The following is a 13,442-nucleotide window of genomic DNA, read 5'->3' on the forward strand; positions in this document are numbered from 1 at the left end:
CCTTAAATCCACACTATACGCCATTATAACTCAAATAGCTTATTATACCTTTATCATTTACTTTGGGAAGTACTATAATGTGCTATTAGCTTTATTTGTAAGTATATAGATATATGATAACTTCATCTTAATCGTTTATAGCTAAAGTAACTGAGGTTTATCAACATTATACTACACCATCATGCCACAATAAATCTTACCGTCATACCACCGCGCCGCTAACACGTAGCGGGATGACGAGTTACTATACCGCGGCGGTATCTCAGCCGCTAACAAGCAGCGGGATGACAGCAATCTACGTCATACCGCGATTCATTCACGGTATCTCTTAGCCGCTAACACGTAGCGGAATGACGATTGTCGGTAAATCTAAGTTACTGTAGCTATAAAGGCTTTCACAACAACCTATTTTCCTTGAAACTAAAATAGCTACTGAATGTAATAATAATGTGGTCTATTAATTCTATTCCTATACTTTGGCAAGCTTCTGCTAGTTGTCTAGTGAGAGATATATCGCTATTTGAAGGTTGTGTATCTCCGCTTGGATGATTGTGAGATATTACAATGGATGTTGAACCAATCAAAAGTGCGCGCTTGATGATCTCTCTGACATAAAGAGGAGTTTGATCTACTGTACCAATATTTTGCAGGTCTTCCGCTATTAGACGATACTTTTTATTCATATAGATGACACGAAAATTTTCCTTATTGAGGCTTCCTATACTTATTCTTAAATAATCAAGCAATTTTTCCCAGTTATCGATTACAGGCAGGTTTTTTATTTCTTCTCTTGCAGAACGAACAAAGGCTTGTTTTACACAAAAGATGGCAGATATCGCTGCATTGCTGACATCATCAACGTTTTGCAGCGCTTCCAGGTCAGCATTAAAAACTTTATTTAAGCTGCCAAAACTTTCTATCAAACTCTTTGCCACCGGTTTTACATCAATTCTACTATATGCTGAATATAAAATGTGCTCTAAAACTTCATAATCAAGTAATGATTGTCCATTATCTAAAATAATTTTCTCTCTTAGGCGCTTTCTATGCCCCTTTTTGTAATTTTTCATCATCAATGAATTGCTTATCTCTTGTATAATAAGAAATTAGATTTTTAAGTAAAATATTTAATAAAGCGCATGACGCACAATTGTAAGAACATTCATTTTTAAAGACAGCAAATGGTGTCATGAAAGTAGCTGAGACACTGTCCTCCTTTGTCATACGAGTAGCTGACACTGGTTCCTTTACGACGGCAGTGCCCAGAGGTGTCATCCCAGTGCATGCACATAGTGCAAAAAATTAAAAATAAGCCGCCAATACGTAATACTGTTGTCGTTTAATCTGCACAGATTGAAGATAAATGAATACCTTCAGTATCATGATAAAGGGGTTGGCGAAGGGTGTCAAGTAGTTTTTAGCTCTGCCTTCTAAGGCTTTTACTCGTGACAACCACTGTGCCTGCGATCTTATCGTGCCAAGTTTGACAGCGTTTGTTGAAATTTGACCATAAAAAGCCCAAGAACAATGGTGCAACTGACAATATAAAGGAAAAAAATCTCTTTGTTGCTTGTTTTAGGGTCATCTTTTCGAAAGTTTGTGCATCCACAACTCTAAGCCCAAATAATAGTTTTCCAGGTGTAGTAGCAAACTTTACCCACATATATATTACATAGCAAAAGAGCATAATAAACTGGACTATTTGATTTAGGATTAGTAATTTTATAAGTCTACTCTGCGTTGTCTTTTCTTCCGCAGACAGTGGTGCTTGCATTGGGGATTTTGCAGCAATTTGACTTAATATTTTGCTATCCTCTGAGTTCATAAAGAGCTGATTTAAGGCTTGGCTGCAAAACTGCAAGAACAAAACGATAATAATCAAATCAAGCAATACTGATATATAGCGCCTGAGGCCCGTTACATAACATATCCCATTTTCATCTTTCTTTACCTTTTGAATAACATTTATAGAAGAAAAAATAGAAAATAAACGATTAAAAAATTTATGTAACATATATATACTTTCCAATATTTAACGTGCCCCTGGCCGGACTTGAACCAGCATGCTTTTGCAAGCAACAGATTTTGAGTCTGCCGTGTCTACCATTCCACCACAGGGGCATTAAGTTTTAATGCTATAGGCAACACGGAATTAGTCAAATTTTTTTGCCTTTACATCTTTCAAATGAGGACTAAATATTCTACAATAATCAACAGTTACTCTCAAAACTTAAAATGAATGAATTAGCCAATCTCCTCAGTTCAAGAAGTGTAGATAAGGAAATATGTAAATTACCGCATAATTTAGAAGCTGAACAGATGCTTATTGGTGCAATGATTCGTGATAATAGAATCTGTGATGCAGTTGAAGACACAATTACAGCAGAAAATTTCTATGATCCACTGCATCAAAGTATTTTTACGCAAATATCTAAAACCAGGAAACACGGTATAGTTGCCAATGAACTGAGCCTTAAAATGTTTTTTGAAAACGACCAAGCATTTACCGAGTGTGGTGGGGTAGAGTACTTAGCAAAGCTTGCAGCGAAGGCAAGTATTGCACTTGATATTTATAGTTTGACTAGAATAATCCGTGATACTTACTTAAGGAGATGTTTAATCAAGCTCGGGCAAGAAATAGTTGGTGATAGCTACAACTACGATATTGAAAATCCTGCACAGGCGCAAATTGAACAAGCAATGACAAAATTGTTCAATTTGGCAGTAAAAAAACAAGGTGAGAAAACATATATAAAACTTGCAAGTTCAATTAAAGATGTAGTTGAGAAGATCAGCACACTGAAAAATAATCCAGAAGCGCTAGGCGTTACAACCGGACTTCAAGATCTAAATCAGCTTCTTGGTGGTCTACAAAAATCTGATTTATTAATTTTAGCTGCAAGGCCTTCTATGGGTAAAACAGCATTGGCGCTAAACATCGCACTTAATGCTTGTAAGATGTTGCAAAAAAGAGCAGATAAGCAACACTATGTAGCGTTTTTCTCGCTTGAAATGTCAGCAGAGCAATTAACTGCAAGGCTGATCACTATAGATTCAGGAATTAGTTATTATAAGGCATTAACCGGGAGAATTAGTGATTTTGAATTGCATGAATTTATCAATACTAGTACAGAATTATCTGAACTGCCTTTCATCATAGATGACACCCCTGCGCTATCAATTAGTGCCCTTCGCACCAGAATACGCTTGCTGTATCAATTATATAATGTAGAAGTGGTATTCATTGATTATTTGCAGCTAATCAGAGGAACAACAAAAAGGAGTAATGAAAATAGAGTGCAAGAAATCTCGGAAGTGACGCAGGGTTTGAAAGCAATTGCAAAGGAGCTAAATATTCCCATTGTTGCACTATCTCAGCTCTCTCGTTCTGTTGAGCAGAGGGATGATAAAAAACCACAACTTTCTGATTTACGTGATTCAGGGAGCATAGAGCAAGACGCAGATATAGTAATGTTTCTCTATAGAGAAGAGTATTATGAACTAAGAAAACAGCCAAATGAAGGAAACAATAAACATCGGGAATGGCAAGAGAAAATGGAAAAAATTAGAAACATTGCAGAGCTCATTATTGCAAAGCAGAGAAATGGACCAATTGGCAGTGTGAAGCTATATTTTGACTCTAACAGAGGTGCATTTAAAGATTACACGGAAAGGCATAGTTCATAGCTTGGCAGCAATCTTCTTGTTCCCAAGTTTATCAAATTTTTTTTATGTAAAGATAGCTTGACAACTTCTTAAAAATCCTTTTATAATGGTATTATATTTTATAATACGTGAGATGATGAATAAAAACAATGTACCCTATTATATAGCTGGAACTCTGGCTACTTTCACTTTATTAGCATCTGGAGTGTTTGCTGCAGCTCCTTATATTGGTTTCTTAGCTCCAGTTGCAGCATTAAGTGTTGGCTTGCCATTTATTATTGGTTATGCTGTGTTTTCTGTTGTAACTATTGCACTTTCGTATAAAGCAATTAGTAAGAACAAAACAATTTCTGAGAAAGTAAAAGAGATATCCGAAAAAAATACTCAACTGGCTGAAGAAAAAGATAAAGTACAGGCTCAAGAGCAAACAATTTCTGAGTTAGAAAATAAAGTAAAAGCTCACGAGCAAACAATTTCTGAGAAAGAAGTTGTAGTACAGGATCAAAAGCAAACTATTTCTGAGAAAGATGTTCAACTGGCTGATCAAGCAAAAGAGATAGAAGCTCAACTAGCTGAGAAAAGTACTGACATTTCTAACCTGAGGCATCAGCTTGATGAAGAAAAAGCTAAAGTACAAACTCAAAAGCAAACAATTTCTGAGAGAGATGCCCAACTGGCTGAAAAAGATGCTGAAGTACAAACTCAAAAGCAAACAATTTCTGAACAAAAAACTCAACTTGCTGAAAAAAATAAAAAGATGAGTTTGGATTATTTAGATCTTGCAACTTCTGAGAATTTGAATGATTTAGATGTTAAGATTTCTAGCCTAGAAAGTCAGCCAGCTAAAGAAGAAAATGGTCAAGGCTGGGATGCATGGGCTAAGGCTAAGGTAGCTAAAATAGTGACCACTGGAATAGGACTCTGTGGTACTGCTGTTTTATATTATGCTGCACCATATATTCCTACAGTACTTAATGGAGTTGTAGCATCATCTATGGGCAACAGTGCGTCTGTAAACAATGGTACGTTCCCTAGTCAATAAATGTAATCCCATCCAGGAGAAATAGTTTTTACACTATTTCTCCTCTTTAGCATCAACCCTCAAAAAAACCGGCGTAGGTTTAGGCAATGTTATGCCTGAACTTACGCACGCGTCGCACAAAGATTTTAAATCTCGTTGTTCTTTCGGAATTTGCAGTTGATTTAGTATCATCTCTGCTGACTTGGGAACGATTGGCTGCAATAAAATGCCTATTATCCTGATATATTCTAGTAATTTGTAGATTACTAAGTTCATACGCACTCTATCGGTTTTGCTTAATGTCCAAGGTGCACTTTTGTCTATGTAGGCATTTGCTTCAGAAGAGATGTTGATGATTAGAAGTATGATATGGTTAAATTCATACTTTGATAGGTGATTCATCACTTGATCGAGTATAGCTTTGCAACCTGGAAGACTTTCTTCACCTTTAAGTAGGCTTTGATCGATTGTTGGTACAATTCCAGAACATTGCTTGTGTAAAAATGAAATTGTTCTTTGTACTAAATTGCCTATGTTGTTTGCCAGTTCTGAATTTATCCGGCTGATCATATTTTTCTTACTAAAGTTGCCATCTTGGCCGAAGCTTGCTTCCCTGAGGAGAAAATAGCGTAGCTGATCAACACCAAACTCTTGAGCGAGGCCAATTGGATCTATGACATTACCAAGGGACTTGGATATTTTCTCTCCCTCGTTCAACCACCAACCATGAACTGCAATTTGTTTTGGCAGTGGCAGGTCTGCTGCAAGGAGAATCGCTGGCCAATATACAGCATGAAAGCGCAATATGTCTTTACCGATTACATGAACGTTGAAAGAGTTGTCAGCTAGGTTTGCAGCGCTTGACACTGGAATCTGTGTTTCTGGTTCTGCCCAAAACCTCTTATATTCCTCACCTTCAGTACTAGGGAAACCTATTGATGTAAGATAATTGGTTAATGCATCTATCCAGACATAGATTACGTGTTTGTCATTACCTGGTACTTTTATTCCCCAGTTAAAACTAGTGCGAGAGATTGAGAGGTCAATGAGCCCTGATCTTACAAACGATATCACTTCATTTCTTCTGCTCTCAGGAAAGATAAAACTTGGCTGATTTTTATAGAGTTCCAGTAATTTTTCTTGCCAGTTTGATAAGCGAAAAAAGTAACTCTCTTCTTTTATCCACTGGACCTCAGCACCTGTTGGTGCTTTGCCATCTATCAGCTCTGATTCCTGATAAAATGCTTCATCACGAACTGAATACCAACCCGAATAGGAATCCAAATATATTTGCCCTCTCTCTTCAAGTCTATTCCATAAAGCTATAACTGCTTTTTTGTGACGTTCCTCCGTAGTGCGAATAAAATCGTCATACTCAAAATTCATGAACTTAGCCAATTCTTTAAATGAAACGCTCACTTCATCTGTAAATTCTTTTGGCTGCATTTCCTTTGCTTTAGCTGCTTTTTCTATTTTTTGTCCATGTTCATCTGTACCGGTGGTAAATTTGACATTTTTCCCAGCTAGTTTCATGAACCTTGCCACCACGTCACACAAGAGAGAAGTGTATGCATGACCAATATGCGGCTTATCGTTTACGTAATATACTGGCGTGGTGATGTAAAAGTTCTCGAATTGTTCCATGGTTTAGCATTTTGATAAAAATCAACTGAGTTAATTATAGTATTAAAAAGGCAGTAATAAATAAATATTGATTGGGTTAAGCATAATTTTTGAAAAAAGCTATTTACTGAAATTTTATTAAAATAAGAAACAATCAGACATGATTATTGAAAGAACAATGAGAAATTTTCTTGTAATTCTATTTATAGTTTTCTATGCATTTGATGCACACGCTGATGGAGCAACAGATGTAATGTGTAATGTAATAGGTTACGTTCATGGAATAGGTGGACCAATGATTACAGTGGTAATAATTGGTTCAAGCTTACTTGCAATATTTGGCAGAATGCCTTGGCCTGCACTTTTCGCACTGGGTATGTTTGTTGCTGTGTTTTTTGGTGCTCCTCAAATTGTAACAAAGGTAACAGAAAAAGAAGTTTGTTGTCTTTTTAAAGGTCAAACCTTGGAGAATGGAAAGTGTGTTGCTGCTCCTGGATATGAACGTGTAGGTACAGGTTATGCTTGTCGTTCCGGTTGGGCGCTAACTAATAAAGGCTACTGTATAAAAGCTGGCCAAGATCCTTCAAAGTATTGGAAGTGAAAATGGTGCTTTTATAGAGTTAAATCTAACAAACCGCAGAGTATATAATTAACATCCACGCCTTTAGTTAGATTCCACTCACGCTTTATTACGTTGTACTCCATGCCAGCCATGTTTTGCAGCGTTACATTATTTTCTCTTAAGTGATTTGCAATTTCTGACGGCTTGAGAAATTTATTCCAGTTATGTGTACCTTTTGGCAGCCAATTTAATATGTACTCTGCACCAATTATTGCAAGGCAGAAGGATTTGATAGTTCTATTTATTGTGGATATAAATATCAGCCCATTCGGTTTTAGCAGTTCTATCGCTTTTTTCATGAAAAGCTCTAAATTATCCACATGTTCAACTACTTCCATCAACAGAACCACGTCGTACTTCTTGTCATTGCTTAGCTCTTCAATGCTGGTGTGTATATATTCTATATTTAACCCTACTTTTTTTGCATGTGAATGCGCTACTTTTATGTTTTCTTCACATACATCTATTCCCACAACGTTAATGCCAACGCGTGCCATTGACTCTGACAAAATGCCACCACCGCATCCAACATCAAGCAATGATAATTCTTTCAAATTGCATTTTTTTAACTCTTTTATTTTCTCAATAATGTAAGATACTCTAACAGGATTCATTATGTGCAATGGTTTGAATTTGCCGTTCTCATCCCACCACTGGCCTGCCATTTTAGCGAATTTTGATATTTCATCTTCGTTATAAGTTTTTGTTTTTTTTTTCTTAGAGGTTATATTGCTGAGTTTATCAAGGCGTTTTTTATGTCTGCTTTCTTTTGAAAATTCTGTTTCGAGGAATTGTTTGACTATGTCTTTTGCTAATCCACTCGCAGTAAACCCTGCACCAAGACACAGTACATTTGCGTTGCCATGCTCGCGAGCTAATTTTGCGATCTCAACACTGTTACATAAAGCAGCGTAGATTCCTTCAAAACGATTTGCCACAGTACTCATGCCCAAACCTGTACCACAAATTAATATCCCATAATTTGCTTTTTTGCTTGTTATATCTTCTACAACTTTAACAGCATAGTTTGGGTAATCTACACACTTTTGCTTAGCAGTGCAGCCTTGATCTACTACTCTGTAACCTAGGGCTTCCAGGTAAGGTTTTATTTCTGATTTTAATTCATAACCAGCATGATCTGAGGCAATTGATACTATACCTAACATATAAGAAATAAGGACATTTTATATGGGTTTGAACTTTCTGTCAAGTCATTCAATGCTTCTGACCTTTTGGGAGTTCTAAAGCTATAGCTAAGGTTTTCCTACGTCATACCGCAATTCATTCCACAACTGTACGAACATTGTGATTTGAGAATAATCTCCGCCAGGAAGGGTGTCATCCCAGTGCTTTGGCACTGAGATCCAGAAAACTTAATTTTAAATAAGTACACCAGATAGCTGTATAATAAGAACTGGATTCCAGTGTCAAGCACTGGAATGACACCTTCTGTATAAATATTAAGAAATTTACCAAACGAAAAAAAAGGCAAAAGAAGCCCCGTGGTTGGCTAATTACTTACATTATACTTTTAAGTATGGCGTTTTTTTATTCTAAACACTTAATAACCGCGATTTAGCTGCTTTTAAGCCGCAACTAATCTAAATTATAAACGTTAAGAAATTTACTAAACAGAAAAAAAGGCAAAAGAAACCCTAGGGTAGCTAGTTATTCACTATCCATTTTTTAAGTTGGCGTTTTTTAATGTTTTAAATGCTTTATAAGCGTATTTCAGCTTGTGTAGGTCAAAACCCGGAAATTTGATAAAGACATAAGGTGCACATAGTGCAAAAAATTAAACATGAGACGCCAGATACGTTGAGTTTTTTTGTCATTTAATCTGTACAGAGAAGATAAATAAATAGCTTCAGTTTCATGATAAGGGTGCTGGCGAGGTTTGTCAAGGAAGTTTTTTGTTTCTGTGGGCTACCTGGATGACAGGATTGCTCTTGAATTTGTATAGCTACATTGTCGGTAAATCTAAATTGCTTTAGTTATAGAAATAAATTTCGAGTCAGATGTGTATAAATTCTATATAATTTTTATCCTACTACTAATTTAACAAGATGGATCATATAGATATTATAAAATCAAAATTATTATTATCCGACATAGTAGGTAAAAAAGTCAGATTAATAAAAAGAGGAGATAGTTTTGTTGGGCTCTGTCCATTTCATAACGAAAAAACCCCATCTTTTTCGGTGAGCAATACTAAGGGGTTATATTACTGTTTTGGTTGCTTAGCTAGTGGTGATGCATTTGAATTTATTTCACAAACTGAAGGATTAAGCTTTAAAGAAGCATTGGAAAAATTAGCATCGGTTACAGGTGTTGAACTACCCAAAAGTCTTAGTATTACAAAAGAGGACAATAAACTATTTTTAGCGCTTGATTTAGCTGCAAATTGGTTTGCACAAAAAAATCAAGGTGTTGTAGATTATTTAAAGCAGCGTAAGATTTCACCTAAAATCATAGATAAATTTAAGATAGGTTATGCACCAAGCTCTGGTTTGAAAGAGTATTTAAACTTTTCAGGTATTGAAGACAGAATTTTGATTGATATTGGATTAGTAAACAAAAATTTTCGTGATTATTTTTATGACCGGCTGATATTTCCTATACAGAGCATTGCAGGAAGAGTTATTGGTTTTGGCGGACGTGCGCTGAGTCCTGAGCAACAGCCAAAATATTTAAATAGCCCAGAGAGTCAGCTCTTCAAGAAGAGGGAGAATTTATACGGATTAAACTTTGCTTTAAGCGAAATACGTAAAAAACAGCACATACTCGTTGTTGAAGGATATATGGACGCTATAGCGCTACATCAAGCAGGAATTAGTAATGCAGTTGCTCCGCTTGGTACCGCAATTTCTGCAGAACAGATAAAAAATCTATGGAGATTTGCTAAAGAAATCTCCATCTGTATGGATGGCGATAGTGCTGGACGTCATGCTGCTACTCGAGTTGCAGAACTTGCTCTGCCAATATTAGAGCCTGGATACACGTTAAAATTTGTGACTTTGCCGAGTAATAAAGATCCATACGATATATGTAACGAACTGGAATACAAGAAAGAAGACGTATTGATTGCGCTTGATCACTCAACAAAACTTCATTCTGAATATTTATGGCATCACATAATCGATAGCAATTTGCAAAATTATGAAAAACTTGCTCCGGAAAAATATTCAATTCTTGAGCACAAGTTCATGGAATATGTAAATACTATTAGCAACAGCAGTATTAGAAGGTATTACAGAGATTATTTTTACAATAAGGCTAGTGAACTAAGAAGTAGCTTCAAAAAACAGATTTTTAATAGTAAAACTGGAGCAACAAAAGGTGAGTATCTTCATAACAAATCTCCAGAGCTAATTGAAGCAGAGCAAAATCAGGCCGTAATTTTGCGTATAGCCGTAGAATTTCCTGAAATCTTGAACCGTCCTATATTTTTTGAGCAATTTTCTCATTTTGAATTTACTAATGAGATGAAAAGATTACAACAGCGTATAATTGATGTAATAAGTAACAAAAGCAAACTCGATAAAGAGGCTTTGTTACAAGAATTGAAACAGTTTAACGTTATAAAGTATGTATTTGAAAAAACTAGTGTACTAAATAGCCAACTGAACGAGAGAAAATCTGCAGAAATTGTGTGGAATAATATAGTGTTACTAAAAGAGTTAAATGCATTACGAAAAGAAAGAACCGAAGCGAGGCTGAGCGGTAATCTTGACTTAGAAGAAAGGTTAATAGAACAAATAGAGCAAATAGAAAGTAGTATACAAGAAATGCAAATGGAGTTTATTGAAAAGTAGATATCGTCTCGTTAGTCAACAAGAAAATTACAAAATAAGACAATATTTTACATAAGATTGAAATTTTTAACTAATTAAGCCTTCCTCCAACAGCTTTGCCCTGTAGTTTTTGATATGGTTAGGATCACTTGAAAATGTATAATTTTTGTAGTTAGCTCTGCTGTGCATATAAAGTTTACTATTGACTTTTATCACATTATCTCACATTATCTCACATAATATGCATGTGAGAAGAATATGAACTGGAAGAATTTTCGTCTTAGTACGCGTCTCAACCTAGAAGGGCCTGTAATTGAGCAAGTGTACGAGTTAATTACTGCAGTTGATAGTGTTAAAAATAGCTGGCAGATAACGAAAAAACTACTACCACAAACAATTGAAAGATTAACTCATTCAGTTATTGTTACATCTTCTGGCGCTTCTAACCGTATTGAAGGAAATCGTCTAACCGATAAAGAAGTTGAGGATCTATATAAAAACCTACGTGTCAAAAAATTTAAAAATAGAGATGAGCAAGAAATTGCTGGCTACTTAGAAATGCTTAAACTAATATTTCATGATTATACGGATATTCCAATTAGTGAGTCATCAATATTGCACATTAACAACCAGATGCTACTTTATAGTGAAAAAGATTTGTATCATAGAGGAAAATACAAAGCAAGTTCTAATAGAGTTGAGGCAAAAGATCAGAATGGAAAAGTTGTTGGTATAATTTTTGATCCCACACCACCTTACCTTGTTAGAAAGGAAGTACAAGAGCTTATTGATTGGTATCACTGGTCCTTAAATAATAAATTTAAGCATCCTCTTATTATTATTGCTAACTTTGTTTTTGAGTATCTGGCAATACACCCTTTTCAAGATGGGAATGGCAGAACTAGTAGATTGATGACTAATTTAATGCTGTTGCAGCAGGGTTATGATTTTGTATCTATTGTATCACATGAAAAGATAATTGAAACTAACAAACTTGATTACTATTTAGCGCTTAATAAAACACAAAGTAGCTGGAAAAGTAGCAAAGAAGATATTTCCCCATGGTTAATATTTTTTCTTAATGTGCTCAAAACGCAAGCAAATGAGGCGCATTATATTCTTGAGAGGGAGAATACTGAATATTTATTATCAAGAAAACAATTATTCTTCTGGGAATGGGCACTTAGCCTTGCAGATAAAGAATTTAGTAGAAAAGATGCTATAGAAGCTCTAGGATTTCCTCCAAGAACAGTAGAGGCAATTACAAAGAAACTGCTAGGGATGAAATACTTACAGCGTCTTGGAGAAGGCAAAGCCACTAGATATAAAGTTATTATTTAAAAGTTTTAGTATGTTTTTCGAGATTTTTTTAAATCCAGTCTTATGCACAACTTTGTTTGCAATTTTATTCGATTAAAAATTGCATTTTAGCAATAAAAAACTTACTTATTATAGGAAAATCTTGTGTTTGTTCTCATATAAAACTATTTATGGAGTGACAATGGTACATGTATTATACTTACATTTCTGATTCGAAAATTTATGCAGTTGTTTCTAACAAGATTGGTCAACAAATTCTATTGTTTAAAGATGAGAAATAAAGTAATCATCATTTCCAGTATTGCTTTTATTCTACTGTTTTTTATCAGTAGTGCATTTTTAAAAAAAGATCAGGCGGTTCATAGCGATAATGCAACTAGTAGCTTTTCAGTAAAAACTCAAGAATGTGCGCCGCAAAACCGCACTATATATTTAAATTTTTCTGGTACAGTAAATCCCTTACATAGAGCTAGCCTTGTCTCAAAAATAAGTGGTAAGATTATTGCTATTTATTTACCTGATGGTGAAAAGGTAAAAAGAGATGATGTAGTGTTAAAGATAGAAGATTATGACAGGATTGAGCAAGCTCAGAAAGCCAAAGCTTTATTAAAGCAGCGTGAAATTGAGTATGATTCCTCTCACAAACTGAATAAAAAAGGCTATGGGGCACAAATACAAGTAGAAGCAGCTTTTACTGCGTTACAAAGTGCAAAAGCTGACCTAAAAAGGCTAGAATTGGATTTAGAAAATACTGCAGTCACATCTCCTATAGATGGTTATATTGATAAAATCAATGCAAACGAAGGGGATTTTGTTAATGCTGGGCAAAAAATAGCTGACGTGGTTAATTTCGATCAAATTCTTGTAGTGTTATACGTTTCGGAAAATGAAGTAAATAAAATAGAGCTAGGCAGCACAGCTCAAATTAATTTGCTGGACGGAAAAGAATTGGCAGGTGAAGTAAGTTTTATTAGTAAAATTGCTGAGCCTAAAACTGGGTCTTATAGGGTAGAAGTAAAGGTAACTAATAATAAAATGATATCCTTGCAGGGACTAACTGCCAACGTAAGGCTACCTTCAGGCGAAAGATTTGCATATAAAGTTCCTTCTTCAGCCCTGAGCTTAAGTGACGAGGGTGCTCTTGGAATAAAGATTGTTGATGACAATAATTATGTAGTATTTGCACCAATAGAAATTGTTGATCATGAGAGCGATGGGGTTTGGATAGTAGCAAATAACGAAGATAAACCCATAAAGTTAATAGTATTGGGCCACCTATTTGTTAAGCCTGGTGATAAGGTTTAAGACATAAGATCCTTTGACCTTACCCAGAAAAAGTGGAGAGAAAGTTTGGAATGTTTTTTACAAAAAGAATGATGCATCAAATTGTTCTGGA

The 13,442-nt window shown here is 35.3% G+C and carries 11 protein-coding genes, 1 tRNA gene and 1 pseudogene; 7 read left to right on the forward strand and 6 right to left on the reverse strand.

What is annotated here, in order from left to right; translation table 11 throughout:
• Positions 1-395: 395 nt before the first annotated feature.
• The 4 genes from radC to WOCAOBSORBRA_RS03395 all read right to left on the reverse strand — a co-directional run bounded on the left by radC (position 396) and on the right by WOCAOBSORBRA_RS03395 (position 2,121).
• Positions 396-1,070, reverse strand: a complete 675-nt coding sequence (gene radC / locus WOCAOBSORBRA_RS03380) for a RadC family protein (RefSeq protein WP_010962534.1) — start codon at positions 1,068-1,070, stop codon at positions 396-398.
• The gene (locus tag WOCAOBSORBRA_RS03385) at positions 1,045-1,239 is read right to left on the reverse strand and encodes a hypothetical protein (protein ID WP_155968352.1); all 195 of its coding nucleotides are present in this window, start codon (positions 1,237-1,239) and stop codon (positions 1,045-1,047) included. Before WOCAOBSORBRA_RS03385 ends, radC begins: the two co-directional genes overlap by 26 nt.
• 178 nt (positions 1,240-1,417) lie before the next feature.
• Positions 1,418-2,014 (reverse strand): RDD family protein, encoded by a 597-nt coding sequence (locus tag WOCAOBSORBRA_RS03390; protein ID WP_015589093.1) that lies wholly within the window; start codon positions 2,012-2,014, stop codon positions 1,418-1,420.
• A 24-nt stretch (positions 2,015-2,038) separates the two neighbouring features.
• Positions 2,039-2,121, reverse strand: a tRNA-Leu gene (locus WOCAOBSORBRA_RS03395).
• 114 nt (positions 2,122-2,235) lie between these two features.
• On the opposite strand from WOCAOBSORBRA_RS03395, the gene WOCAOBSORBRA_RS03400 reads away from it, so the two are divergent.
• Both WOCAOBSORBRA_RS03400 and WOCAOBSORBRA_RS03405 read left to right on the forward strand, forming a co-directional pair.
• Complete coding sequence (locus WOCAOBSORBRA_RS03400) at positions 2,236-3,687, forward strand: replicative DNA helicase (RefSeq protein ID WP_015589094.1); 1,452 nt, start codon at positions 2,236-2,238, stop codon at positions 3,685-3,687.
• An 85-nt stretch (positions 3,688-3,772) separates the two neighbouring features.
• Positions 3,773-4,708 carry a hypothetical protein gene (locus WOCAOBSORBRA_RS03405; protein ID WP_174515931.1) on the forward strand — a complete coding sequence of 312 codons (936 nt, stop codon included), beginning with the start codon at positions 3,773-3,775 and terminating at the stop codon, positions 4,706-4,708.
• A gap of 33 nt (positions 4,709-4,741) precedes the next feature.
• Here WOCAOBSORBRA_RS03405 and metG read toward each other — a convergent pair whose 3' ends face one another.
• Positions 4,742-6,331 carry a methionine--tRNA ligase gene (gene metG, locus WOCAOBSORBRA_RS03410; protein WP_174515932.1) on the reverse strand — a complete coding sequence of 530 codons (1,590 nt, stop codon included), beginning with the start codon at positions 6,329-6,331 and terminating at the stop codon, positions 4,742-4,744.
• A 139-nt stretch (positions 6,332-6,470) separates the two neighbouring features.
• Here metG and WOCAOBSORBRA_RS03415 point away from each other — a divergent pair, with 139 nt between their 5' ends.
• Entirely contained in the window at positions 6,471-6,911 is a 441-nt protein-coding gene (locus tag WOCAOBSORBRA_RS03415) for a TrbC/VirB2 family protein (protein ID WP_010082521.1), read from the forward strand.
• Between the two features lie 11 nt (positions 6,912-6,922).
• Here the strand turns inward: WOCAOBSORBRA_RS03415 and ubiG are convergent, their stop codons facing one another.
• Positions 6,923-8,098, reverse strand: coding sequence for a bifunctional 2-polyprenyl-6-hydroxyphenol methylase/3-demethylubiquinol 3-O-methyltransferase UbiG (gene ubiG, locus WOCAOBSORBRA_RS03420; protein WP_174515933.1), 1,176 nt, complete (start codon positions 8,096-8,098; stop codon positions 6,923-6,925).
• A 195-nt stretch (positions 8,099-8,293) separates the two neighbouring features.
• Here ubiG and WOCAOBSORBRA_RS06580 point away from each other — a divergent pair.
• The 4 genes and pseudogenes from WOCAOBSORBRA_RS06580 to WOCAOBSORBRA_RS03440 form a co-directional block, all read left to right on the forward strand.
• Positions 8,294-8,383: pseudogene (locus WOCAOBSORBRA_RS06580) on the forward strand (WPE palindromic element domain-containing protein); the annotation flags it as partial.
• A 615-nt stretch (positions 8,384-8,998) separates the two neighbouring features.
• Positions 8,999-10,747 (forward strand): DNA primase, encoded by a 1,749-nt coding sequence (dnaG, locus tag WOCAOBSORBRA_RS03430; RefSeq protein WP_174515934.1) that lies wholly within the window; start codon positions 8,999-9,001, stop codon positions 10,745-10,747.
• A 237-nt stretch (positions 10,748-10,984) separates the two neighbouring features.
• The gene (locus tag WOCAOBSORBRA_RS03435) at positions 10,985-12,067 is read left to right on the forward strand and encodes a Fic family protein (RefSeq protein ID WP_174515935.1); all 1,083 of its coding nucleotides are present in this window, start codon (positions 10,985-10,987) and stop codon (positions 12,065-12,067) included.
• Between the two features lie 201 nt (positions 12,068-12,268).
• Positions 12,269-13,351 (forward strand): efflux RND transporter periplasmic adaptor subunit, encoded by a 1,083-nt coding sequence (locus WOCAOBSORBRA_RS03440; RefSeq protein ID WP_174515936.1) that lies wholly within the window; start codon positions 12,269-12,271, stop codon positions 13,349-13,351.
• Positions 13,352-13,442 lie beyond the last annotated feature (91 nt).

The sequence above is a fragment of the Wolbachia endosymbiont of Cardiocondyla obscurior genome, assembly GCF_902713635.1.
GTDB lineage: Bacteria > Pseudomonadota > Alphaproteobacteria > Rickettsiales > Anaplasmataceae > Wolbachia > Wolbachia pipientis.